The organism is Streptomyces sp. NPDC050704, from assembly GCF_040654355.1.
In the GTDB taxonomy this organism is placed as follows: Bacteria; Actinomycetota; Actinomycetes; order Streptomycetales; family Streptomycetaceae; genus Streptomyces.
In genome coordinates, this window is the sequence record NZ_JBFAHW010000021.1 from 71,503 (window position 1) to 94,667 (window position 23,165).

Below are 23,165 nucleotides of genomic sequence, written 5' to 3' on the forward strand. Positions count from 1 at the left end.
CTGACTCCCCGGCCACCTGCGGCCGGTGCCTGCCGTCGAGCGCGAGTGAGCTTGGTCACCCAGCAACTATGGCGCCACACCAGTCACTTGGCAACCCCTCACATCGCACCGTGCATAGTTGAGTTGTGCGGTCTGTAAACCTCGTGGAGCGTCATGGCAGACTGCTCGGTGACTGGGTGGTTCAAGGAGGTAGGCGACGTGAGCGAGCCGCGTTCGGCCCCGACCGTTCTGCAGATGGTGCTCGGCAGACGGCTACAGGTGTTGCGGTCGAACGCAGGCCTGACGGCGCAGGACGTCGGAAAGAGGCTGCGCCAGGCCCATACCACGATCACCAGGATGGAGCGGGCCGAGGTCACCCTGAAGTGGGCGACGGTCAAGGTGCTGCTGGAAATCTACGGGGTCGAGAACGATGAGGCCGCCGAGTTCCTTGACCTTACGGACCAAGCCAACAAGCCTGGCTGGTGGCAGGGTTATCGCGACGCATTGCCCGATTGGTTTGCGGTGCACGTCAGCCTGGAGAACTCGGCCACGCGCATGCGTGGCTACGAGCCGCACGTTGTACCAGGGCTCCTCCAGACCGCGGACTACGCCCGCGATGTCCTGCGCCTGGGCTTGCCCCGCGTGGAGCCGGACGAACTGGACCGACGCGTAGCGCTGCGCATGGAGCGCCAGGCGTTGCTCACCCGCCACGATCCGCCGGAACTGTGGATCATCATGGACGAGACCGTGCTGCGACGGCCCGTCGGCGAGCCAGAGGTCATGCAGGCCCAGGTCGATCGCCTGATTGAGGCGACGGACCTGCCGAACGTGACGCTCCAGGTATTGGAGTTCACCGCTGGGCTGCACCCGGGCGCATTCGGGCCTTTCACCGTGTTCCGTTTCCCGATGCAAGATTTTCCGGACGTCGTTTGCATCGACAGCCTCAGCAGCGCGCGCTATAGCGAAGAGCCACTTGAAGTCGCACTGCACCGTGAGGTCATAGACAGAATGAGCGCCCAAGCACTACCAATGGAACGGACCAGGAACTTCCTGGTCGGCATTCGCAAGGAGCTAGACTCATGAAGCACGTCATAAATGCCGCCGAGGATTTGGGAAAAGAGAATTGGCACAAGCCCTGGAGCGGCAGTAACGGCGGGAACTGTGTCGAAGCGAAAAGGCTCGACGACGGACGCGTGGCATTGAGGCAGTCTGAAGATCCCAGTGGGGTCGCCCTGATCTGGCCTGCCTCCGTGATCGCCGAATTCATCACGGGAGCCAAAGCTGGAGTGGCCGACTTTCTGCTCACTTGATGCGCGAGTTAATTTGGTGATTTATTTCTGGAACTTGATGACCACGTCGCACTTCGGCAGCGGAGGACTGAAATGACCGGCACTGAGTTTGGTGCGGACGAGATCGACACCAGCCAGCCCCATCCGGCTCGCATGTACGACTGGTACCTGGGGGGAAAAGACTGGTATCCCGTCGACGTGGAGGCGGGGGAGAAAGTCGCCTCTCTCTTTCCCGGCATCAAAGAGGGAGCGAGGTCCAATCGCGAGTTCATGCATCGAGCCGTCCGCTTCCTGGCGGGCAACGGAATCCACCAGTATTTGGACATAGGGACTGGGATCCCCACCAAACCGAATCTGCATCAGATCGCCCAGGAGATCACGCCCGCCGCCCGTGTGGTGTACGTGGACAATGACCCTATTGTGCTGCGGCACGCTGAGGCGCTACTGCGAGGCACACCAGAAGGTCGCACGGCGTACGTTCAAGCCGACGCCAGGGAGCCCGAGAGAATCATTTCTCAGGCACGAGAGCATCTCGACTTCGAGCAGCCGATCGCACTGTCGTTGGTGGCACTGATGCATTTCTTGTCAGACGAATACGACCCGTTCGGGATCGTCAGTGAACTGCTGGGACCAATGGCCCCTGGGAGCTATCTGGTGCTTTCGCATGCCACGGGTGACTTCGACCCTGAGACATGGGATCGCATTGTCGAAATCTATCGCAGCGGCGGGACTCCAGCGCAGGTGAGGTCGCAACGGGAGGTTTCCAGGTTCTTCGAAGGGCTCGACGTTTGTGATCCCGGTATCGTGGCGTCTACGCGCTGGCATCCCAACCTTGAGATGCAAATTCGCGGCGAGCGGGTTCCGGTGTATGTGGGGGTTGCTCGTAAGGTGTAAATATTGTGACCCTTGAAATCCGGTTGTGGTGTGTGCGCCCGCGAGGGTCTCCCCGGTGGCGACGCAGCACTCCGGGTACTTCAAGGTGGCCGTCTGCTCGTCGGCGGGATGCACGGCATTCTTGGCGTGCTTCACCTTCACGCACGCCCCGGGTCGTACCCGAGGGTTGAATCTCGTCATCGTCGCAGCACCCCGTCGTCTCATCCGCGACTTCATCGCCGGACGAGTTGCAGTACCCGCAGATCGATGCGCCCGCAGGGACAGTCATGTACAAGGCTTCCTGCGCGCTCCGGCATCACTTCCGCGGCGGCTCTGTGTACTGACCTTGAAGTTACGTCGGTGCGTTGGTGTATGCCAGAGGCAGTGTTGCTGTCCCTCGCAGGTTCACCACCCTGCTCCTGAGCCAGTTAGCCGGTCGGCGGCCGGTGCTTTGGCCAGTTTCAGGCACGGAGACCTTGCCTCAGCGAAGGAGTTCGCCGTGCCATGTCTGTCGCCCGTGCCGTCCGTGAACATGTCGCTCGGCAGGGAGCGTGGAAACCACGAAGCGATCATTCCTGCGCTGGATGCAGGCGCTCAGGATCGGTGCGTAGCGCTCCATCCCTCACCTCGGGTACAGGGCGTTCCGCCCCACACCCTTCGAGGTACCGACGGCCCCTTCCGCACCCACGAAGTCCCCAGCCATGCCCGCAGCTAGTTCCATCGAATGCAGCAGTGGACGTCCGAGGGAGAATTCCGTGTCCGATCACATAAGCCGCTGGTCGCGACACGGACCCCAAGGTGATCAAGAACAACCCATCGGCGGAGATGGGGAGCGCGTTCAGGCGCATCCTTCCACCATGACACCGGACGACTGTCGATTCCTCGGGCGCATTCACGATGTCCGCCATTTGGTAAGTGGCGAATGGGCATGGGACGTTCTCGTAACTCTTCATCGCGGGCCGATGCAGTACACGAGTCTCCTGGATGCTATCCGCGCTCAAGACAGCGACACAGGCTGGCCTGGCAAGAAACACCGTCGACTTCAGGACAGTCCTCTAAACCGGACGCTGCGACGGCTTGAACAGGGAGAATTGATATCACGTCACCGCGAGCACGATTTTCCTTACCGCGCGACGTACGAACTATCGGCCGCAGCAAAGGAGTTGCTCGCTGCAATGGCACCGTTAGCCATGTGGGCCGAGACGCACACTGACCTTGTGGACCGTACTCGGCAACGGCGACATGCTGAGGACGGCACAAACTGCTGAAGACGGGTGGCACTCTCGTGACTCCGCCGGCTACGGGCGGGGGCACCGGGACAGCTCGCGCGGCAGGCGAATCTGTTACCTGGCCCTCCGACCGCTTCTCCCCTGGTCTGTCGACTGCGGGTGTTGGAGGGGGGCGTACAGGGCCGTGGTTTCCGGACTCGGCTGTTCGTCAATCTCGGCGAGCTTGGTTGTGAGGAGTGTGAACGTACGGGCGACGGCGTCGTGTTGCCCAAGGTGGGCCTGGAAGCGGGCGATGTCGCGGTAGATGGCCTCGTTGTAGGGGTCGAGGGTGCGAGCGCGTTCCAGCAGAGCCAGTGCCTGCTCGGGTTCACCGCGCAGGATTCGTACCAGGGCGCTGACGGCGTCCAAGACGTCGCGGCGGAGGGCTTCGCGGGGTCCTTCGAGCCATTCGGCGCTGAGGTCGGCGGCGAGGTCGCCGGAGTAGAGCTCGACGGCGCGTTCGACCGCAGCGCGACGTCGCTCGTCATCGCTGCCGTGGCGGCTGGCCTGCAGGGCATCCCTCAGCTGCCATAGGTCAACCGTGATCAGGTTTCGGTCAAGGGCGTAGTGGCCATCGGCGTGGATGGTGATGTCGCTGAGTGCGTCGTGGGTGGCGGTACGCAGCGCTCGGCGCAGTTGGCTCAGTGTGGCGTGGAAACTGTTGTAGGGGCGGTCCTTGGGAGCCTCGGGCCAGATCGCGGTGGTCAGCGACTCGCGTCGGGCTCCGTCCTGGTGCACGGCGAGGTAGGCCAGGACTTCGCGCTGCTTGGGAGCGAGCGCGGCGCTGAGGTCGGCGTGCTCGTCTCCGTCGTGTTGGTGATGCGTCAGGTGCATCCGGCCCAGGACGGTCAGCCTCAACGGCTCTGCTGCGGTGTGCGCGTGCCACCCCGATAGGCATGCGTCGCTGTTCCCGGGATGGGCGGCTGCTGGTGTGTCAGAGTGCCGCGGCTTTCGGAGATCGTCAGGTGTCCGGTCATCAGAGCCGCGGGAGGCCGAGGACGTGCCCGACGCGCGCGTGGCCGGCGTCGTGGTCGGAGAGAGTCGTTCCCGTGGATTGGGGTGGGTTCGTGCCTGTTCTCGGCGCTCGGCTCTGCTGGGCACTGTCGAGCCGGAGTCGTCGTCCGGCGGCGGTTCACGGCTGCCCGTGGGTGGCTGTGCGAGACGCCGGCGCGGCTTCTTCTGCACCGGACTGGAGGTATCTGGGCTGTGCTCCGATCGCGGCGGCGATTTGGGCTCAGCGACGGAGGGTGTCGTCGTTCGGACTCGTGAGGCTGACGGCTGTGCTGCCGGTTCAGCGTCGCGTAGTAGATAGAGCAGGGCTTGGCCATCGGTGGCCGGCAGGGTGAACAGGCTGGCGCCGCTGAGTCTGTCGGCGACGGACGCGCTGGCGGCCGCTACGGTGCCGTCCTGTCGCACGCGTGCGGTTCCTCCGGGGCGCCACTGTCCAAGGAGCACTCCGGCCAGGCCGAGAGCGGAGCCGTTGTCCAGGATGGCCTGCAGACGGCGCTCCGCACGCACAGCGGGCGTTGCTACGAGCACCAGTTCGGCGCGGGGCGTACTGGCACTGTCAGCGACGGTGGTGTGATCGGGCGCGAGTCGCGCGCGGCTGAGGAGTTCGCGCTCCAGTGTGTCCAGTGCGGCGTCCAGGTCGGCGACGATCCGCAAGCGGTCCGAGTTTCGCGCATCAGCGAGGTTCTCCCCGAGCAACTGGCGGGCATCGGTAGCCGGGACGAGGAGCTCCACGTGGCGGGCGGCGGGCTGATGGTGTTCGGCGAGCAAGGCGACCAGCAGCGCGCGGATGGCACCGTAGGCGCCGGGACCGACCAGGCCAAGGCCGCGCGTTCGGGCGAGATCCCAGGCTAGCTCCTGGCCATCCTTGACGCCGATGACACGCTCCTCGGCGGACAGTGTCCGCGACGCGGCGGCTGTTGAGGGCGCGCTGGATGCGTTGCTGGACGTCGTCCTCTCTGCGTTGGCGCTGTCGTCGTCATCTTCTGGGATGTCTGCCTGGTCACGGGCGAGGAGCAGGGCCCGGACCACAGGGGCGGTGGCCAGATCACTGCGGTCCCCGCTACCGGGCCGGTAGCGGAGCCTGCGCCGCCGCCGCGCGGTGATCACGATCCCTGCCACGAGGGCGGCCAGCCCGGCGCTCACGAAGGCACTTGTCGGCAGACTGATGCCAAGGTTCGAGCCGTTCCGTGGGGCATGAGTGTGGGAGCCGTGCGAGGGAGCGCCCGGGGTGCGGGGCGGTGTAGTTGTGTCCGAGGGGGCTGGGGTGCTCGGGGTCGTGGGGGTGCCCGTGCCTGAAGACGCGGACGGGGACGGCGTCGCGCTGCTGGGGGGCTGGTCCTGGTGTCGGGGCGGACCGACGTGAGGTGGGCGGGTGGGCAGGGAGAGGACCCAGCCGGGGTGGATCAGGTTGGGATTGGTCAGGGCGTGTCCGTCTGGCTGTGGTCGTCCCCGGTTGAGGGCGTAGATCTGCGGCCAGCGGCTGCCGTCTCCCAGGGTGCGCTCGGCGATGCGCCACAAGCTGTCGTGGATGCCGTCACGAGGGGCGCGTACCTCCACTGTCTCCGCCGGGCGCTGCGGCCCACGTTCGGCGACATCGGCGCCGAGCTCGTTGACCGTCGTCAGCACTGTGGCTTCCTGGGCTGGTCCGCTCCGCCCAACGGTGGCTGGCTGGATCACGCTCGCCGCAGCAGCGGGAGGGCCGGCGGGCGGGGGTGCGGTGGGGCGCATGGACAGCAGAGAGACGATGATCGCCCCCACGAGCACTGTTGCCGCCGCCTGGAGCGGACCGGTGTGCGGTGGGGCGGATCGAGGGAAGGCGCGGATCTCGGCCGCGGCGGCGCGAACGACGTCGAGGGCGAACAGCCCCCAGATCGGCCAGAGGACGCAGGCCAAGGCGTTCAGCAGGAAGTGGACGCTCATCGGAGCCAGCAGCGTGGCGCCGATGTCGGGCCAGGTGGGGATGTGGTCCGGCAGCGGCCAGCCGATGTAGCGCATCAGCCCCCAGGGAACGCCCGCAAGCAGGGTGGCGAGGGCGATCGCCGCGACCAGGCCACGCAGCACCAGTCCGGTTCTCCGCAGCAGTCCGGTGCATCGCCAGATCGGCCGCGGACGGCGGGGTACGGGGCGGCGGGCGGCCATCGCTGGACCTTCTCAGGGCTCGGGGAGATTGACACCGTGGACGGGATGCGCGGTGCCGGTACCGGTCACGGTCAGGGAGTCCATGCCGAGGACGCCGAGCAGGTGGGTGCGCTGCCGAACCATGACGGTCACCGTCACCGTGTCGGCGGTGACCGTGACGGTGCCAGAGTCTCCGGTGGTGACGAGGTGTTCCTGAGCCCGAGTTCGGGCCCGGTCGGGCACCAGGCGCACGATGTTGTGGTTGCGGTAGGCGGCCAGGTCGAGGGCCTGGGCTCCGGCTCGGGCCGCTTCCTGGGCTTCGCCGAGGGCACGGACCTTCGCCGCGAGGGCGAGGCCGCCGTCCAGGAGCAGGCCGGCGAACATCACGACGGCGACGGCGACGTTGACGAGGAAGGCGGTCACTTGGCCGTGGTCATCGCAGACCCGGACGCGCAAGCGGGCGACGACTCCAGTGGGTGGGCTCACGAGCGGTCACCCTCCAGCGGTGTTCGTGGTGCTGCGGTGGACATCGACCGGCGAGGCGAAGCGTGCGGTGAACGTGGTGGTGCCGGGCACCCGCAGCAAGGCCAGGTCGTGCAGGTCGACGGTGCAAGAGAGTGTGACGCTCACCGTGGAGCCGGGTTGTAGCGTGCCGCTGATGGCGACGGTGACGGGGCGGCAGGTCACCCCCGCTTCGCTCAGGGCCGCCTCTGCGGTGGAGCGGGCGTTCGCGGCAGCGGCCGACGGGCTGCGGCTCACCGTGACGGCGCGGGCCGCTTGGTGTGCCGCGTCCTCGATCTGAAGTCGGGCGTCGGGCACCCGTCCGCAATAGTTCAGGAACGCCAGCATCAAGATCAACACGGGGATGCCCAGTATCAGTTCGAGTGTGCCGCTTCCGGTATCGCGCGGCAGCCCGGTGCGCTCACGGCGGACCTGCTTATACGCTGCCGAGCATGCAGGGGGTGTACCTATGGGCCGTTTCACGGCGCGACCCCAGCGGCTGTCTGAGCTGACACAACGCCTCTCACCCAGTCGGTTCGCGAACCTAAGGCTGCAGACCCCCGCATCACGAGGCGCCTCCGCTTGGGTTCCCCGCTCCCATCACTTCGGAATTCGTGAACCCACGAGCCACAGGGCGGAACCGCTCGACCGGGCCGGCTGTGTGGGCGCGGACCGGCAGGTGCAGGAAGGGGATGACGCTGCTGGCGGTCCCGGTGATGCGGACGTCGGCGCGTTCGGCGCCGCGGGTGACGTTGACATGCACCCCGCGCAGCGGTCCGCGCCCGAGCTGGTCGAGCACGCGTTGCGCCTGATGGTGCCCGCCCGCGGCGGTGCCGTCCTCGACCCGCGTGACCGCCAGGGCGTGGGCCGTGGTGGCCTGGGCGATGTGGGCAGCATGCCACCAGAGCGTGGCCTGAGCGAGCAGCATCACGAGCGTGAAGAGGGCCGGAACGATGTAGACCATCTCCACGGTGACGGCGCCACGGTCTTCTCGGCAGAGCCGCCTCAGCAGGCGTACATCGACGTAGGGACGAAACGGGAGGCGTCCCCGGCGTTGTCTGTCTGTGGTGAGCACCATGGGGGTACTCCTACTTGAAGGGGATGTTGCGGGCGGCCGCCAGGATCTGCGGGCCGAACAGCCCCGTCACCGTCAACGCGAGCCCGGCAAGGAAGGCTGTCCAGATGACAAACTCCGGGGTCACACCGCCCCGGTCGTCGTACGCATGGCTTCGCAGCACGTTGACTGTTCGGGACCAGATCGATGTGAACAGGGACACGGCTCTTTCCTTTCGGCGTTCGGCGGACCTACGGGCCTTTCAAAGGGCGGCAGTTATCTGGGCGAGAGCGGGATAGAAGACGAAGAGGATGAAGCCGAAGGCCATGAGCATGCCGGGCAGGGCCATTCGCTCGGTGGCTGCGTTGGCGTCGCCCTCTGCTTCAGCGCCGTTGCGGTGGCGCATGGCTGCGGCTTTGGCCGCCAGTGAGGCGCGGACTTGGGCGCCTTCTGTGCCGGCCAGGGACAAGGCGGCGGCTAGTTCGGCCAGTTCGCTGACGTGAAGTTCCTCGCCGAGTTGTCCGAGCGTGGTCCAGGGGGAGGTTCGGGTGAGGCGGGCGGTGTTCAGCGCGCGGCGCAGTTGCTGGAAGGACCAGCCTTGTCCGATGTCGGCTGCGTCGGTGAGAGCGCCGTCCACGCCGGCGCCCCCGGCGAGCAGGATGTGGATGAGGTTCAAGTAGGCGCTGAGTGCGTGGCGGAAGGCGGTCCGGCGCCGTTCGGCTTCCGCCCGTACGGTCATGTCCGGCAGGAGGAAGCCGCCCACTGCCAGGAGCAGGGCCCCGCCCAGGAGTATCGCCCAAGGAAGAGGGCGTCGGCCCAGAGCCAGCGCCAGCTCGACGGCTGCGGGCAGCAGCAGCCCCGTGATACTGAGCGTCGCTTTCTCCGCGAGGTGGGTTTCGGCTGAGCGGCCGACGATGGCCAGGTCCTGGCCCAGCGCGTGGCCGGGCAGGCCCAGTTCGCGTAGCAGGCCGCTGAAGGGGCTGCCGAATCGCGCGGCCCAGCCGCTGTCGCTGGTGGCGAGGATCGGGGGTGGTGCGGGCCTTGAGTGCAGGCGGGCGATCAGGGCGGCCAGCGGGGCTCTGGGTGGGAATAGCCATACCGTCAGCGCCCATAGCCCCATCCCTGCACCGGCCGCCAGGAACATCAGCGTGATCACTCAGGCCTCCTCCTGGCGAGTGAGTGCGGACAGACCCGGCGTGCCGGTGGCGGCTTCAGGGCCGGTGAAGAAGCGTTCGGGCTCCTCGATGCGGGCCATCCGGCGCAGCCAGGCGAATGCGGCCGTGAACAGCGCCCCGATCAAGAGCAGGACCAGTTGTCCGGTCACGGTGTCGTACGGGGCGAGGAATTCGGGGTTGAACAGGATCAGACCGCCGGCGAAGGAGAGGGTGGTGATGACCACAACGCGCAGGGTGGTTTGGGTGCGGGCACGGCTGGCCTCGATCCGCTGGCGCATCTCGACCTGGGCGCGGGCGGTTGCCGCAAGTTCCCCCAGCAGCGGGGCGAGTTGGCGGGCCTGGTGCTCCGAGGCGAGCATCAGCGCAGCGATCACCAGGTCGGCCATCGGATCGGCCAGGTCGTCGGCCAGTCGTCGCAGTGAGGCGGTGAGGGGGTTGCCGCTCGCCAAGCGGACGGCGAGTCCCTGCACCTGCGGGCGAATAGCCTGCGGGGCGATGTGGGCGGTGGCCATGATGGTCTGTTCGAGGCCGGCCGCGGCGGACAGCGTGTCGCGGAGCATCTCGGTCCACCCGGCGATGCCTTCGATGCGGGCGGTCTCGGTCTTGATGGTCGTGCCGCTGAGGATCCGGGGCAGGCTCCAGGCCGTCATCGCCGCCAGCAGACCTCCGACCACCCAGCCGGTGATCGTCCCGACCAGCAGGCCGGTGGTGCCCGCGACAGCCAGCCACCGCCCGGTGTACTCGCGGCGGTGCAGCTCGCGCAGGCCGCGCCCGCTCGGCGCCGGCCGGATCTCCCGGCCAGGGGCGTACCAGGCGCGCACCAGGACCAACAGGCCGGCGCCGACGCCCAGTCCGAGCAGCCCAAACAGAGCGACGTATGCGTTCACGCCTTCCACCGCCCCTGCGTCCGCTCTGCCTCGTCGGGGTCGTAGCCCGCGGCGGTCAGGTCCTCCAGGGTCTCGGTGCGCAGTGGCACTCCGGGGACGGCGCGCACGTCCGGGCCGGGCCGGAAAACTTCGTTGGAGACGATCTGCTTGTCGTCGGCGTCGACGACCTCGCGAATGGAGGACACGACCCGCTTGCCGTTATCTCCACGTGGCCGGTCCAGGTGGACCACGAAGTCCAGCGCCGAGGCCACCAGGAGGTTGGTGGCCTCCAGCGGCAAGCGTTCGGGGCCCTGGACGGCATAGGCGGCCAGCTTGGTGAACGCACCCCGGCTGCTACTGGAGTGCAGGGTGCCCATGGAGCCGTCATTGCCCTGGGACATGGCGTTGCACATCGGAATCACTTCGGGTCCGCGGACCTCGCCGACGATCACCCGGTCCGGTGACATTCGCAGGGCCCATCGCACCAGCTCGGCCTGGCTGATCGCCGCCTTGCCTTCGATGTTGGCCTCACGAGCCTGCATGGCCACCACGTCCGGGTGCGCCTCGGCGTCTGACCCGAGGCCGAGTTCGTAGACGTCCTCGATGGTGATCAGCCGTTCCCATGCGGGGATTTGAGAGGCCAGGGCGCGCAGCATGGTGGTTTTGCCCATCACGGTCCCGCCGGTGACCAGGATGTTCTTTCGCGCGCGGACCATGGCGCCGAGCAGGGTCTCAAGTTCCGGGTCGATGGTGCCGTTCTCGCGGAGTTCAGCGAGCGTGGCGCGCTGGAACCGGTGCCGGCGGATGGACAGCGACGGGCGGGCGGTGACCGCCATCACCGCGAACGCCCGTTCCCCGCCGGGCAGTTGGAAGTTCACCCCGGGGCTGCCCCGATCGAAGCGGCGCTCCTCTATCCCGGAGCGTGCCGCCAAGTGGCGGATGAGCTGGACCAGGTCGGCGTCCGAGGCGACCACGGGCGGCAGTTGCCGGCGGCGGCCGTCTGCGTAGCGGACGAAGACCCGGCTGCCGTTGACGTTGATGTTCTCGATCTGCGGGTCGCTCAGCAGCGGTTCCAGACCGCCCAGCCCCAGCACCTCATTGACCACGGAGGCGATGACGAACTGCTCGACGTCCGGTGCCACCACGCTCTGGCCGTGGTGGAGCATCTCCTGGGCGTGTTCCTCCGCGACATCCGAGAGGATCTTCTCCACCCGTGCCCGGCGTTGCGATTCCGTCATCGGCCCACGCCCCTGGGCTTCGTGGGCGTGGATCTGTTCCGTCAGCCGCGCCGGCAGTTCATGTCGCAGGCGGCGTCGCAGCCACTCCGCGGGTGAACCGATCTCCATATCAGCGCCGTCGCCCCCGGCCGTGGGCACCGGCCCGGACGGTTCTTGCGGGGGAATGACTCCGCCGTAGGGAAGCGAGACGCGTATTCTTCCCGGCTCGCTCATCGCGATACCCCTTCCCAAGACTTGTGCGGACTGCTGCGCCGCCCGGCGGACAGGCTGCCGGGGTCTGCCTCCAGGGAGTCCGCTACCTGCTGCTTTCCTCCGGGTTCAGTCGACGCGCGGGAGGCCGCCACGGCGGCGATGCGGGCCAGGGCCCGGCCCAGCGGTGATTGGGTCGGCGTGGAACGTCGTCCGGGCCTTCCGCCGAGCGCCGCCGCACCGTGGCGGTCTTCTGGAAGTCGGCCGATCACCTCGATGCCCAGCGTCGAAGCGACCTCGCTGGTCGGGTAGCCGCCGCCGACCAGCACAAAGGAGGGGTGCCACGGCCAGCGGGCAGCTACATCCAGGTTGGCGACCACATGCGACAAGGAGTCGTCGTGCGAACGGGCCAGCAGCAGCACCACATCCGCGGCGCGCAGGATCCCCAGGGCTGCGGAGCTCGGGCCGAGCCGTCCGCAGTCGGCGACCACCACGGTGCCGGGCCGGTCCGCAGCGCGCCGGAGCACCGCCGCCCCGGCGCTGGTGATGTGTGCCAGCGCCGCGTGTGCCTGCTCCGGCCCGGCCGGGCCGGCTACCACCGGCAGGCCGCCGGGCAGCCGCTGGGTGTGCTGCCACACCAGCCCGGGCTCCGCACCTCGACGCACCGCGGCCGCCAGACTCACCAGACCGGGGGACGTCTCCAAGCGGAAGCGGGCGAGCAGGTCACCGCCGGCCTCATCGCACTCCACGACCACGGGAAGCTCTCCAGCAGGCCACCGTGCCGCCAGGCCCAGCGCGGCCGTGGTCACCCCCGGAGAACCCTTGAAACTGCACAGCGCCACCAGCGTCACCGCCTGCCTCCATGCACCATGACGACGCTGATCTGCCCGGTGGGCGCCGCGGCCAGCTGGCGCGCGTCGTCCCGGGCCATCTGCAGCGACACCGCTGTCACTTGATCGCTGGTGCTGGAGTGGACACCCGTCACCGTCGCGGTCCACGCCGAGGAGCGGGACGACGTCGAGCCGTCAGTCGTGTCACTGGTCGCGGCCACCACCACCGTGACGCGGTTTCCTGCCTGCAGATCGGGTGGATACTGGCCGGCCTTCAACCCCACCGCGGCCACCGCCTGCCCCGGCGGAGGAACCCTCGCCTCGCCCAGTACGTCCCGCGTCAGCAGCGCCCCCGCCGGCAGGGAGTAAGCAACGGCCCGTCCCTGAACCTGTGACCGCGAGCGCGCGGGGATCACCGCGAGGCTGCTGTCCACCGAGATACTCACCTCGCGCACGTCCCGCGCGGACAACTCCTGGCCCACGGAGACGGGGCGGGCCAGGACCAGTACCGCCTCCCGGTGGCCGAGCTGAGTGGCCACCACCACGCCTCCGGTCGCACAGCCCAGGACCAGGAGCACGCCCAGCAACAGGTACGGCAGGCTTCGGCGCCGCGCCACACCCCTCACCCGGGCCGGCGCCCGGTCATCGCGACGACCAGGCCACCGACCAGCGGGGGATCCGCCTCCGTCGGCCTCAAGATCTGAGTGTGTGGGCGCACGGGTACCCATCAACGGCCTCCTCCGGGCACAGGACTTCTCAGCACCGCGCCAACGACGCGGCGATCGGGATTCACCTACGGGGTTGTCGCCTCTTGCTCCTGGACCCAGGGGAGAGGCCTCGGCGTCATCCGCCGTTGTTCAGCGCCTGGCTCTCCGCGACCCGGAAAGCCGCAGTCGACGTGGTCGTCAGGTCGGGGAAGACGCCGCTCTGGCCGGCGCTGGACCAGGTCACCGTCCAGTGCACCGTCGCCGACACGGGGTACGCGCTGTCCGGCTGTCCGGCCGAGGACGAGCGGTAGGTATGGCCGCAATCCGGCGAAGCGCTCTGCGGACTGTCCGAAGCCGAAGTCCTGGGCCCGGCCATTCCGTACGGTGTCCCAGGGCCGTTGCACGTCACCGAGCTGCCGTCGCCCATCGTCCACACCACCGACGTCGGGCGAGCCACGGCGGTCACCGAGACCCCGGGCACCGATGCCGTCGCCGACACCGCCCCCCACTGACGGCGATCCAGCCACAACCAGGTCGGCAGGTCGACCAGTTGCTCGCCCACCGGATTTGTCTCAATCCGCGGAGACGGCAACCGCAACTGATCACGCGCCGATTGCGCCAGCTGGGCCGGAGTCGGCTGAGGAGCCTCAGCCTCCTGCTCCGGCCCGTCCGGCATCCACACCGGAGGCCGGTACAGGGCATCCCGCACCCCGCCGGCAGTGCACTTGTACACGTACCACGCCCCGGACTCCCCCGGCTGCGGATCCGCCACCGGCACCACCGCACCCTGCGAAGTCGCGGAATACACCGCCGCCGGGGCCACCGCTACCCCACCGACCGGCCGGTCACCGTAAGCGGCGTGCACCGCCGTCGGCGGGGACTGGTAGTCGCTGCGCTGATAGGAGCAGTCCGCCAGATTCAGATCCGGGTTCCGGCTCTTCGGCTCCTCCGGGCCGCCGCGGCTGCTCCCACCGCCACCCGAACTGCCGCTGCCCGAGGAAGGCCCGCCACCGTCGGGCCGAGGTGCACGGTCCTGGCCACCTGACCCCGCGCCCAGCTCACACCCGGGAAGCGGATTCTGGGAGCAGTCCGCCGCTCCCCATTCGTCCCCGGCCATTGTTGTCCCCGCGCCTCCGGCCACCACCGCGAGCGACAGACCGAAGATCACCACCGATCGCCTCAGCATGATCCCAACCCGTCGACCGCGAAGCGCGTCACCTTCCACGTGCCGTCGGCCTGTTGCTTCACCTCAGCGGTGATGGCACGTCGGCCGCCAGGGTTGTCGTCCGCGAGCTTGCCGGTGTCCTTCCGGTACTGCAGCCAGTCCGTCGAGTCTCCGCAGTCCTCGATCACCACGGTGGTCGGGCGAGCCGGCGGGGCCACCGACGTCGCCTCGGGAGAGTTCTTCGGAGCCCCTTTGCTGACCAGCCCGTTGAGATGATCCGCGTACAGGACACGGGACATCACCGACAACGCATCACCGGTGGCATGCGCCGCCAGTTTCGGCGACCTCCAGTCTGCAGTCTTCGCCGCCTGCGCCATGTCCTGCCACATCGCCACGTATGCTGCCTTGGCACGCTCCTCGGCTACATTCGCCGGGGATGCGGAAGAAGGCCGAGCGGAGGCCGGGCTGCTCGCGGAGGTGGCAGGTGTTCCACCGCCCTGTGAAGGCGCCGCACTCGGTGTATCCGATGCAGTACAGCTCGCGGCCAACAACACCACTGTGGCACCGCAGGCCGCTTCAACGGCCCGCCAACTGACGTGCGCATATGCCCTTGCAACCACCACGGTCACATCACCCCGCGAACGATGCAGATCCAGCCGCCCGGAACTGAGCGGAGTCACACATCTACCGCTGCAATCCGTTCCTACTGCAAGGTGCGAACGCGGTCTAACTTCACAGTAGGACCGGCGACTTGACCGACATTTTACTTTGAAGATACGGACGGCCCATCAAGTTCGCGCACCTTGCCAGCGCGCCTTGACTGCCCGACATCTGAATGCGCCCGATGCGGCGCAGTCGACCGGGATGCATTGATCTGGTACTTAACAACATCAAGAACGAATGAGAGCTCTCGTTCGTCAGGGCTCAACAGACTGGAGTCAGGTGCACCGCAGCAGGCTTTCGTGACAGCGCGCCCAGCGGAAGGCGCCATTTCGGCCGCCCACCGAGACTAATCGAGGGGGTCGTCAGTGTTCGCACTCGTGTAACCGAGAATGCTTGGGCATCGTCTCCGGATCCCCTGGCAACTGCTATGCCAACCTACCCGCACAGGCAAGCCGCTGTTCCGCCCTCGCCGGCCTCCTACACTCGGCCTCACGCACGTGCCGCTCGGCGTCTGACAGCGCCGCTGCCTCCGCATCTCGCTGGTAGGGCTCGGTCACGCCGTCGATCTGTTCAACGAACGTCCGCCTCATGCAGGTTGGACTGTCGCAGAAGAACCGGCGCACGATCCCCCCGGACCAGCACCGGCCTACCGGCGACGGGCCGGTCGTCCAACTGCCGACCGTAGCGGCTGTACACCCGACGGGACGGGGATACCGCAGTCCGGGCGTGATGTCCACGATCATGCACAGGTCACTAGCGGTGGTTTGTTGACGGCGGGTCAGAGCGGGAGTAGGTCGTGGGGTGAAGGCGTCAACTACGGCCTGGGGAGCCCGAGATGACGAAGCGGCTGCCGTGTCCGCCCGCACCGGGTCCGCTGGAAGCCTATGCTGTCCGATTCGATGATCTCTTCGGGACGCTGGCTCAGCGGCGGGGGTTTCGCGAGTACCTGGCCGGGCTGCTGCTGCCCCGGGACCGCAACAAGACCCTGACCTGCTTGGCCGGTACCGAGCCGGTGGTCGGCGCTCAGCACGCGGCGGTGCAGCGATTGCAGTTCTTCCTGTCCGAGTCGACCTGGAGCCAGGAAGCGATCAACGCCCGCCGCCTGGAACTGCTGCTGGCTGACCCAGCCACCGCACCGCACCCGGGCGGGGTCCTGGTGGTCGACGACTCCGGAGACCGCAAGGACGGGTCGGCAACCGCCCACGTGGGCAAGCAGTATCTCGGCTCGGTCGGGAAGATCGACCGTGGTGTGGTCACCGTGACCACGTGCTGGGCGGACGAGCGCGTCTACTACCCGGTGCACGCCTGCCCCTACACCCCGGCGCATCACTTCCTCCGCGGCAAGAGCGACCCGGATTTCCGCACCAAGCTGCAGATCGCGGCCGAGCCGGCCGCTCGGGCCAAGGCGGCCGGGCTGGTCTTCCGCGCGGTGGCTGCCGACTGCGCCTACGGCGACCAGGACAGCGTCCGCGCCGGCCTGCACGCGGCCGGTCTGCCGTTCGTGATGGCCCTCAAGCCCCGACACGGGACCTGGGCCTACGGGCGGGACGCGCACACTCCCGTCGACGCCGCACTCCTCCTGACCTGGCGGGATGCGGACCATCCTGGGCAGTGGTTGCGCATCGAGCGCACGTTCCGCGACGGGCACACCGCCACCTGGTGGGCGGCCGAGGCCCGGCTGGGCTGGTGGGGCCCGGACGGCAACGTCCGCCTGGTGGTGGCCACCGCCGATCCGGCCACCCTGCCGGCGAAGGCCACCTGGTATCTGGCCACCGACCTGCCCCGCCCGGGCTCCCCGCGCGTCGCCGAATCGCCCTACCCGCCCGCCGACCTGGCCGAGATCGTGCGGATCTACGGGCTGCGGCACTGGGTCGAGCAGAGCTACAAACAGGTCAAGGACGAACTCGGCTGGGCCGACTTCCAGGTCCGCTCCGATGCCGCCATCCGCCGCCACCAGACCCTCGTGAACTGTGCGTTCAGCTTCTGCTGGAACACCTGGTTCGCCCCGCCCCCACCCGCTCCACGCGACCCGCCACCCGGTCCTGACGCTCTGCCAGGCCCGTTAGAGAGGGGGAGAACCGGGACCCCAGCAGCCCCGACCGGCCTGCTGGCCCCAGGCACTCCGAGACGTCCGTGGCTGGCTGACGCCCTGGGCCACGCTGCAACGCTACTGGCGGGCATGGTCGACGAAACCTCCGCCCCCAGCACTCCAGGAACTGATCGACACCGTCGGCACCGGCAGACCTCTTGATCTCTACTGCCCGGTCTAACAAACCACCGCTAGCTTCGAACTCGACAGCGGCCGGGATAGCGTATGGCTGGTCGAGTACCAGAACCGGCACGTCAGGCCTCTGGCCACTCGCGGTCGAGCATCGCGTGCACAACGGAGTCCCGCCACTTCCCGGCCTTCTGTACATGTTCTCGGATGAGGCCTTCTTCGACCATGCCGGCCGTAGCCATCGTCTTCGCCGATGCTTCGTTCAACGGGCTGCGCGCGCCCCAAATGCGGTGAAGGTTAAGGTCTTCGAACCCAAGGCCGAGTAGGAGGCGTACGGTCTCGACGCCGTAGCCGACACCCCACGTATTGGGGCGCAGCGCGAAGCCCATGGTGGCTCCGCGCTGCTGGTGTGGATCTGTGGCCAGACGGCCAAACCCGATCAGCTTGCTGGTCTCCCGTTCGACCACTGCGAGCGCGTACTCGGTGCGCGGCATCGCAGTGGCAGAGGCAATGGAACGGGCCACGATGTTGCCGACCTGCTCACGGCTCCGCGGCTCGAACGACAGGTGCTCAGTGGCTTCGGGACTGCCGTAGATCGCGAACACCGCGTCGACATCATCGATGGTGAGTTCGCGGAGGCCCAGACGCAGGCTTGAGCACTTGACCGGGTACATATCGGGGACACTACCCGCGAGCTATCGCGGAAGTGCAGGCTGAGTCGGCGGGTAGATCTCGAGCTCGTCCCGGCGGTCGCGAGCTGCGATCGCGGCATCCCAGCCGCCTATCTTCGCCGTGTCGCCGCCCTCATTGATGGCGACCCGCTTGCACAGCGGCAGGAGGTTCGCCTCCTGCATCAATGCCTGCTTGAGCGCGGCCTCGCTCGTTGGGACAACGTCGACTACGTCACGCCACTCGTCCTGGAAACGCTGCAGATCCATCCGCGGCAGCGTCACACGGATCGGCCACGGTGTTCCATCCTTGAGGCTACGCAGGGCCGCTCCAGCCGCCTCGTACTTCCGGCGGCACGGCACCGCCCGATGTGCCGTCAACTCCTCCAACACCACCCACGGCACGACCACACGCTCGACGCCGGACGTCCTGATGATCTTGACCAGATCCGTGGTGGCGCTGTCGATGCCGGACTTCGTCAGAATGTTCGCGTCCAGGATGATCAAGGCGAGCAGCTCCGTCTCACGCAAGGCTGGATGGTCTGGTCAGGGATTCAGGCTCTGTGATCGCCAGCACCTGGTTTCGGATATTGTCCGCGTCGTCATTTGCGCCCCGCGCGTTCAGTGGTCCCTGACGCGGCTGTCCTTGGCGAAGACCTCGCACTCGGTGAACGAGGAGATGTCGACCTCTTCGTCGGCTACGTATCCCATCTCCCAGCTTCCTTAGACGGGGAGGGCCGGCTGGGAGAACGTCAGGCACTCCTAGGCGGCCCCAGCTCACCCGCGCTGGATCCAGAAAACCGCCCCCCCGCGAGCACGCCAGTCGCGGACGCCTGCACGACCAGGGGCCGGCGAAGAAAGGCCCGACTGACCCCCGGCCGCCCTGTCGTTGCTTCCCTCGGACAGGGCAGGATCGGGGCATGAGGATTCTCGTCATCGGCGGAACTTGGTTCCTGGGCAAGGTCATCGCGGAGAGCGCGCTGTCGAGAGGGTGGGATGTCACCACCTTCAACCGGGGCCGGTCGGGGACCGATGTGCCCGGCGTTGAGGCCGTGCACGGTGACCGTACGGTCCAGGAGGACCTGCAACAGCTCGCTCAGCGGGGCCCATGGGACGCCGTCATCGACACCTCCAGCTCGGAACTCGCCCCGCGCGACGTCCTGTTGGCCACCGCAGCACTCCAGAACCGGGCACAGCGCTGGGTTCACATCTCCACCGTTTCGGTCTACGAAGAGTGGCCGCACAAGCCGTTGACGGAGGGCTCACCTCTACTGGAGTGCCCTCCGGACGCTGACGAGACCTTCGGCTACACCGGTGAGGACGGCAGCCCCACGAAATACGGTTTCCAGAAGGCCGGAGGGGAGCGCGCGGTCACGGAAGCCTTCGGCGACGGCGCGGTGTTTCTGCGGCCGGGTGTGATCCTGGGGCCCGGCGAGTACGTCGGCCGACTGCCGTGGTGGCTGGAGCGGGCGAAACGCGGCGGTCGCATCCTCTCCCCGGCGCCGGCAGAGCAGCGAATCCAGCCAGTAGACGTTCGCGACGTCGCCGCCTTCGCCCTCCACCAGGCAACCGCCTCAAGCAGCGGCGGCTTCAACGTGACGCATCCCGACGGCATCTCGTTCAGCGGCTTCCTCAACGACTGCCTACAGGCCACCGGTGGCGACGGAACGCCGGTCTGGGTGGACCCGACCGTGCTGGCCAAGCACGGGGTAAAGCAGTGGACGGAACTGCCGTTGTGGCGGACCCATGCCGGTGTGTGGGTGGTGGATTCCCAGCGTGCGGTCGACTCGGGTCTTCGCTGCCGACCGATCGCCGACACGGTCCGGGACACATGGCAGTGGTGGGAAGGGGACGGGCGTCCCGTGGACCACCCGCGGTGGGCGGAACACGGGATCGCTCCGGAGAAGGAGGCGCAGATCCTCGCCTCCTTGTGATCAGGACTGGATCGCCAGGAGGGTCACGGGCGGGCCGAGGCGGTAAGGCGGGGAGGCCCGGGTGAAGTCCTCAATTTGCTCGCGTAGTTCCGCTGGGAGCTGCGAGCCGTGGTACTTCGGCCGCGCCAGGTGCCTGCCGATGCGGGCCGCTCGCACGACGATGCCCGTGTTGCGCTGCTCGGCTGGCACCGTCCAGATCGGAGTCAGGGCGTCGGCCGCCCCCTCTATGTTGTCGGTCAGCAGACGGGCGTATGCCAGGTCGGCGGCCGCCCCTGCTCGAACGTGGGTGGACTGCTCGTCCTGCCCTTTTTCCCCGAGGAGGACGAGTGCGCGGCTGGCCTCCACTTCGGCCTGCTGGGCGTCGCCGATGAGCAGCGCGGACGTGCTGTTGGACATGGCCAGCCGCTCGGCGGAGAACCCGAACTCGCCGCCCACGGCGTCGTGCAGCTCGTCGCGCACATCCCGGCCGGCGTCCCCGGAGAGCTGGATGGCCTGCCGTGCCGAGGAGACGTCTCCCAGGTGGGCGTATGCGCGGGCCGCGATGGCGTGAAGGCGGCGCTGGGCGGTGTCGCCGATGCCTCCGTAGGTCAGTGCCCGCTTGGCTTTCGCCAGTGCCTCGTTCGGCTCGCCTGAGTGGTAGGCGATGTAGGCCAGGGTGCCGTCGGCGTAGGCCTGCAGCGGTGAGAAACGTGTGCTCTCGCCGTACACAGCGGCGGCACGAGCTAGGGTGCGAGCACTGGGGAAGTAGCCCAGATCGAATGCGGCGACCGCGAGGAGCGCGGCCGTCTGCCCGTTGAGAATCATCAAGGTCTGCTGTTGGACCGGCATTTGTGTCCGGTCCCGCTGACGTTCAACCTCGCGGCGGAGGTTGTCGGCTGTCTCGTACGCCTTCGCTGCTGACAGTCTGTGGTACCGCCGGGCAAGGCTCACCACCTGGTCGCGCAGTTCGTCGATGGTGTTGTCAGAAATGGACGCCGCGGCGGTCGCGTCGGCGCCGTCGTGGGCTTCACGTGCGGTCATCTGAACTCGCTCTTCCAGGTCAAACGCGGGTGCCTGGGGATCGTCCGCGGGCGGCGGCCCGAACAACTGCTGTGCCGTGTACTCGGGCCACATAGCCTCAAGAACTTGCCGCGCCTCGGGGCTGGGTAGGCCAACTAGCTTCCCAGCCGTCCAGCGCCGGAACTGCGACTCGCCGCACGTCGGGTTATTGGGGTTGTGCCCGAAGAGGCGGACGCCGATCTGGTTGAACTTTCCGTCGAACCGGCGGTAGGGCAGGTTGTCCCGAGCGCATAGCCACGCGAGCAGCGTCCTCGGTGTGCTTCTCATTCCGCCCCCAACTTTGCGGTGCCGCGTCCCACGGCTTGCGGATCGATCCCTTCTCTCGAAGGGGAACTCGACTTCCCGCGCCGCAGCAACACCTCCCGAACAGAAGCCACTTCAAAGCTACCCCGAGGCTAGGGGTGTCCCCCGGAAGTGCAACAGAGGCCATGTTCAGGGCATGGCGAGGCTACCCGGGGCGGGTGAACGATGATCCTCAATCATCGCTGAATGTGTGTGAGCAATCACAGCCTGACCGAGGGAGGGAGCTGGCATGAGCGCGATATCCCTCGCCCCGAGAATCACTGCGCTCAGAACTCCTGCCGCCGTCCCGCTACGCAGGACGCACGGAGGGCACGACATGACACAGACTGCGGCTATCCCGCGGACAGACCACGGAACCATCCTTCATCTCCGCGCGGGCACCGCCCTTGACGTGTCCTTCGCTCGCGCCGCCGGCTCCACGGCCGGTGCCGTCGCGGAAGCGGACCGGCGCTGGCCCCACCGCATGCGCCGCACTGTCCGGGCGAGGCTGCGGCACTGGGGCCGACCAGACCTCACTGACGCCGCCGAGCTCCTCGTCACCGAGTTGGTCACCAACGCACTCCGACACGGCCGCGGCGATGTCCGGATACGCGCGTACCTCACCGTCGATCACCTCCGGATCGAGGTGCGAGACGGCTCTCACGACTTTCCGGTGCCGCGCGCCGCCACTGTCCATGACGAGGACGGCCGCGGCCTCTCCCTCGTCGACGCCATCGCCGACGACTGGGGCTACAGCCCCGACGGCACGACGACCTGGTGCATCCTCCCTCTCTGAGAAGGACCGACGACATGGAACCCGCCACGGGCTCAGACGAACGCTCCATCGCCTCCCCTCTGTCCCGGCCTCAGAGGCCGCAGGAGTTGCACCGCTCCTTCCCTATCCGGCCGGAGGCGGTACGGCTCGCCCGTACGTACGCCCGCAGGGCGCTCACGATGACGAGCTGGCCCGGAGACCAGGAGGACGCCGCCCGCATCGTGGCGGAGCTGGTGAAGAACGCCGTCGAACATGTCGGATCGGAGCAAGGCGAACTCGTGCTGGATCTGGTCATCGCCGAGGACGAGACGTTACGGATCGCCGTGACAGACCCGAGCCCTCAGTTCCCCGCCTTCTGGTCGGCCGTCTCCGCGCAGAAAGCCACGGGCCTTCCGCTCATCCGCGAGCTGGGCGGCGAGACCACCTGGAGACCGACGAAGGACGGGGACAAGAAGACCGTCCAGGTCCGGCTCAGCCCACGCTCCTCCCAGCTCACCGATTCCCCCTGATCGGCCGCCGGGCCGCAGTCATCTGCTCTGGCTCCCCCACAAGGACCGGACACCGAGTTGGCTGCCGCTCGGCGGCTCCACCCCCGAGAGCCTCTTCGCGTGGCTCAAGCCCGAGATGACTCCCGAAGCCATCGAGGCCTCAGCACTCAGGCCGGAGCCGAAGCCGACGGCGGCTCCCCGCCGGAGCCGCCGGGCGCCGATCCCATACTCGTGCGGCACGTACCCACAACCTACTTGCGCCGGGTTGTCCTCTTTCGCTTCACGAGACACGAGCTCGGCATCTTCCGTCTATGCACTCAAGGGCCGCTTGAAAAGCAGAAAGATACGAATTCAGACTCTCGATGGCACAGAGGGCCGATGAGTGATCTCGGCATGCACACAGCTGCTCTTGACGTGTGAGCGTGGGGGCAGTTCACCGTCCCCCGGAAGAGTAAAAAGTCAGTCAAGTGCGCGGTCCCACTGTGAAGTTAGATCGCGTTCGCACCTTGCAATCGGAACGGATTGGGGCGATAGACGTGGAGTCCGCTCGCGTTCCGCACGGTTGGATCTGCTTCGTTCGTGGGGTGATGTGGTTGTGATGATTAAAAGGGTGTTTCCACACGTCAGGTCATGGGCCGACGGCAACGAGCTAACGGCGCCTGAGGCTGTGCGCTGCGAAGGCACGACAACCCGGCAAACGGGCTGCGGCCTTGGTTCAACTCGCGAGCAGCTGCATGTCGACAGGGCGGACCTTCCGTCAACGACAAGATCGCATACTCAGAACGAGGTGGAACATTCTGTTCCGTCCATCGCCC

Annotated in this window: 23 protein-coding genes; 8 read left to right on the plus strand and 15 right to left on the minus strand. The window is 67.6% G+C overall.

What is annotated here, in order from left to right:
- The first annotated feature begins 198 nt into the window (after positions 1-198).
- From AB0I18_RS14880 to AB0I18_RS14895, 4 genes are all read left to right on the plus strand, one after another.
- Positions 199-1,062: a helix-turn-helix transcriptional regulator gene (locus AB0I18_RS14880; RefSeq protein ID WP_363105848.1), complete on the plus strand. Its 864-nt coding sequence runs from the start codon at positions 199-201 to the stop codon at positions 1,060-1,062.
- Complete coding sequence (locus AB0I18_RS14885; RefSeq protein WP_363105849.1) at positions 1,059-1,289, plus strand: DUF397 domain-containing protein; 231 nt, start codon at positions 1,059-1,061, stop codon at positions 1,287-1,289. The genes AB0I18_RS14880 and AB0I18_RS14885 overlap by 4 nt, the downstream gene beginning before the upstream one ends.
- A gap of 72 nt (positions 1,290-1,361) precedes the next feature.
- Positions 1,362-2,162: an SAM-dependent methyltransferase gene (locus AB0I18_RS14890; RefSeq protein ID WP_363105850.1), complete on the plus strand. Its 801-nt coding sequence runs from the start codon at positions 1,362-1,364 to the stop codon at positions 2,160-2,162.
- Positions 2,163-3,103: 941 nt separating this feature from the next.
- Complete coding sequence (locus AB0I18_RS14895; protein WP_363105897.1) at positions 3,104-3,409, plus strand: winged helix-turn-helix transcriptional regulator; 306 nt, start codon at positions 3,104-3,106, stop codon at positions 3,407-3,409.
- Between the two features lie 75 nt (positions 3,410-3,484).
- Here the strand turns inward: AB0I18_RS14895 and AB0I18_RS14900 are convergent, their stop codons facing one another.
- The 12 genes from AB0I18_RS14900 to AB0I18_RS14955 all read right to left on the minus strand — a co-directional run bounded on the left by AB0I18_RS14900 (position 3,485) and on the right by AB0I18_RS14955 (position 14,658).
- A complete protein-coding gene (locus tag AB0I18_RS14900) occupies positions 3,485-6,559 on the minus strand; it encodes a BTAD domain-containing putative transcriptional regulator (RefSeq protein ID WP_363105851.1) in 3,075 nt (1,024 codons plus the stop codon).
- Positions 6,560-6,571: 12 nt separating this feature from the next.
- A complete protein-coding gene (locus AB0I18_RS14905) occupies positions 6,572-7,024 on the minus strand; it encodes a hypothetical protein (protein ID WP_363105852.1) in 453 nt (150 codons plus the stop codon).
- Positions 7,025-7,030: 6 nt separating this feature from the next.
- Positions 7,031-7,522: a TadE family protein gene (locus AB0I18_RS14910; RefSeq protein WP_363105853.1), complete on the minus strand. Its 492-nt coding sequence runs from the start codon at positions 7,520-7,522 to the stop codon at positions 7,031-7,033.
- 82 nt (positions 7,523-7,604) lie between these two features.
- Positions 7,605-8,117, minus strand: a complete 513-nt coding sequence (locus AB0I18_RS14915) for a TadE family protein (RefSeq protein WP_363105854.1) — start codon at positions 8,115-8,117, stop codon at positions 7,605-7,607.
- A 10-nt stretch (positions 8,118-8,127) separates the two neighbouring features.
- Positions 8,128-8,316, minus strand: a complete 189-nt coding sequence (locus AB0I18_RS14920) for a hypothetical protein (RefSeq protein WP_363105855.1) — start codon at positions 8,314-8,316, stop codon at positions 8,128-8,130.
- Positions 8,317-8,355: 39 nt separating this feature from the next.
- Complete coding sequence (locus AB0I18_RS14925; protein ID WP_363105856.1) at positions 8,356-9,249, minus strand: type II secretion system F family protein; 894 nt, start codon at positions 9,247-9,249, stop codon at positions 8,356-8,358.
- A complete protein-coding gene (locus AB0I18_RS14930; protein ID WP_363105857.1) occupies positions 9,250-10,155 on the minus strand; it encodes a type II secretion system F family protein in 906 nt (301 codons plus the stop codon). It abuts the gene before it with no gap.
- Positions 10,152-11,372: an ATPase, T2SS/T4P/T4SS family gene (locus AB0I18_RS14935; protein ID WP_363105858.1), complete on the minus strand. Its 1,221-nt coding sequence runs from the start codon at positions 11,370-11,372 to the stop codon at positions 10,152-10,154. Before AB0I18_RS14935 ends, AB0I18_RS14930 begins: the two co-directional genes overlap by 4 nt.
- Positions 11,373-11,581: 209 nt before the next feature.
- Complete coding sequence (locus AB0I18_RS14940; protein WP_363105859.1) at positions 11,582-12,412, minus strand: hypothetical protein; 831 nt, start codon at positions 12,410-12,412, stop codon at positions 11,582-11,584.
- Entirely contained in the window at positions 12,409-13,008 is a 600-nt protein-coding gene (locus AB0I18_RS14945) for an SAF domain-containing protein (protein WP_363105860.1), read from the minus strand. The genes AB0I18_RS14940 and AB0I18_RS14945 overlap by 4 nt, the downstream gene beginning before the upstream one ends.
- Positions 13,009-13,234: 226 nt before the next feature.
- On the minus strand, positions 13,235-14,284 hold the full coding sequence (locus AB0I18_RS14950; protein ID WP_363105861.1) for a hypothetical protein: 1,050 nt from the start codon (positions 14,282-14,284) through the stop codon (positions 13,235-13,237).
- The gene (locus AB0I18_RS14955) at positions 14,278-14,658 is read right to left on the minus strand and encodes a hypothetical protein (RefSeq protein ID WP_363105862.1); all 381 of its coding nucleotides are present in this window, start codon (positions 14,656-14,658) and stop codon (positions 14,278-14,280) included. Before AB0I18_RS14955 ends, AB0I18_RS14950 begins: the two co-directional genes overlap by 7 nt.
- 1,103 nt (positions 14,659-15,761) lie before the next feature.
- Here AB0I18_RS14955 and AB0I18_RS14960 point away from each other — a divergent pair.
- Complete coding sequence (locus AB0I18_RS14960) at positions 15,762-17,177, plus strand: IS701 family transposase (protein ID WP_363105863.1); 1,416 nt, start codon at positions 15,762-15,764, stop codon at positions 17,175-17,177.
- A 92-nt stretch (positions 17,178-17,269) separates the two neighbouring features.
- On the opposite strand, the gene AB0I18_RS14965 is transcribed toward AB0I18_RS14960, so the two are convergent.
- Together AB0I18_RS14965 and AB0I18_RS14970 are read right to left on the minus strand one after the other, a co-directional pair.
- Complete coding sequence (locus AB0I18_RS14965; RefSeq protein ID WP_363105864.1) at positions 17,270-17,818, minus strand: GNAT family protein; 549 nt, start codon at positions 17,816-17,818, stop codon at positions 17,270-17,272.
- A gap of 21 nt (positions 17,819-17,839) precedes the next feature.
- Positions 17,840-18,343: a hypothetical protein gene (locus AB0I18_RS14970; protein ID WP_363105865.1), complete on the minus strand. Its 504-nt coding sequence runs from the start codon at positions 18,341-18,343 to the stop codon at positions 17,840-17,842.
- A 389-nt stretch (positions 18,344-18,732) separates the two neighbouring features.
- Between AB0I18_RS14970 and AB0I18_RS14975 the strand changes: the two genes are divergently transcribed.
- A complete protein-coding gene (locus tag AB0I18_RS14975) occupies positions 18,733-19,746 on the plus strand; it encodes an NAD-dependent epimerase/dehydratase family protein (protein WP_363105866.1) in 1,014 nt (337 codons plus the stop codon).
- On the opposite strand, the gene AB0I18_RS14980 is transcribed toward AB0I18_RS14975, so the two are convergent.
- Positions 19,747-21,072: a DNA-binding protein gene (locus tag AB0I18_RS14980; protein WP_363105867.1), complete on the minus strand. Its 1,326-nt coding sequence runs from the start codon at positions 21,070-21,072 to the stop codon at positions 19,747-19,749.
- Positions 21,073-21,424: 352 nt separating this feature from the next.
- On the opposite strand from AB0I18_RS14980, the gene AB0I18_RS14985 reads away from it, so the two are divergent.
- Both AB0I18_RS14985 and AB0I18_RS14990 read left to right on the plus strand, forming a co-directional pair.
- Positions 21,425-21,883 carry an ATP-binding protein gene (locus tag AB0I18_RS14985; RefSeq protein ID WP_363105868.1) on the plus strand — a complete coding sequence of 153 codons (459 nt, stop codon included), beginning with the start codon at positions 21,425-21,427 and terminating at the stop codon, positions 21,881-21,883.
- A 14-nt stretch (positions 21,884-21,897) separates the two neighbouring features.
- On the plus strand, positions 21,898-22,371 hold the full coding sequence (locus AB0I18_RS14990) for an ATP-binding protein (RefSeq protein WP_363105869.1): 474 nt from the start codon (positions 21,898-21,900) through the stop codon (positions 22,369-22,371).
- Positions 22,372-23,165 lie beyond the last annotated feature (794 nt).

Bases quoted from the DNA above. Each gene is read 5' to 3' on its own strand.
- AB0I18_RS14885 (WP_363105849.1), top strand. From the start codon at position 1,059: ATGAAGCACGTCATAAATGCCGCCGAGGATTTGGGAAAAGAGAATTGG.
- AB0I18_RS14890 (WP_363105850.1), top strand. From the start codon at position 1,362: ATGACCGGCACTGAGTTTGGTGCGGACGAGATCGACACCAGCCAGCCC.
- AB0I18_RS14895 (WP_363105897.1), top strand. From the start codon at position 3,104: ATGCAGTACACGAGTCTCCTGGATGCTATCCGCGCTCAAGACAGCGAC.
- AB0I18_RS14900 (WP_363105851.1), bottom strand. From the start codon at position 6,559: ATGGCCGCCCGCCGCCCCGTACCCCGCCGTCCGCGGCCGATCTGGCGA.
- AB0I18_RS14915 (WP_363105854.1), bottom strand. From the start codon at position 8,117: ATGGTGCTCACCACAGACAGACAACGCCGGGGACGCCTCCCGTTTCGT.
- AB0I18_RS14935 (WP_363105858.1), bottom strand. From the start codon at position 11,372: ATGACGGAATCGCAACGCCGGGCACGGGTGGAGAAGATCCTCTCGGAT.
- AB0I18_RS14950 (WP_363105861.1), bottom strand. From the start codon at position 14,284: ATGCTGAGGCGATCGGTGGTGATCTTCGGTCTGTCGCTCGCGGTGGTG.
- AB0I18_RS14960 (WP_363105863.1), top strand. From the start codon at position 15,762: ATGACGAAGCGGCTGCCGTGTCCGCCCGCACCGGGTCCGCTGGAAGCC.
- AB0I18_RS14965 (WP_363105864.1), bottom strand. From the start codon at position 17,818: ATGTACCCGGTCAAGTGCTCAAGCCTGCGTCTGGGCCTCCGCGAACTC.
- AB0I18_RS14975 (WP_363105866.1), top strand. From the start codon at position 18,733: ATGAGGATTCTCGTCATCGGCGGAACTTGGTTCCTGGGCAAGGTCATC.
- AB0I18_RS14980 (WP_363105867.1), bottom strand. From the start codon at position 21,072: ATGAGAAGCACACCGAGGACGCTGCTCGCGTGGCTATGCGCTCGGGAC.
- AB0I18_RS14985 (WP_363105868.1), top strand. From the start codon at position 21,425: ATGACACAGACTGCGGCTATCCCGCGGACAGACCACGGAACCATCCTT.
- AB0I18_RS14990 (WP_363105869.1), top strand. From the start codon at position 21,898: ATGGAACCCGCCACGGGCTCAGACGAACGCTCCATCGCCTCCCCTCTG.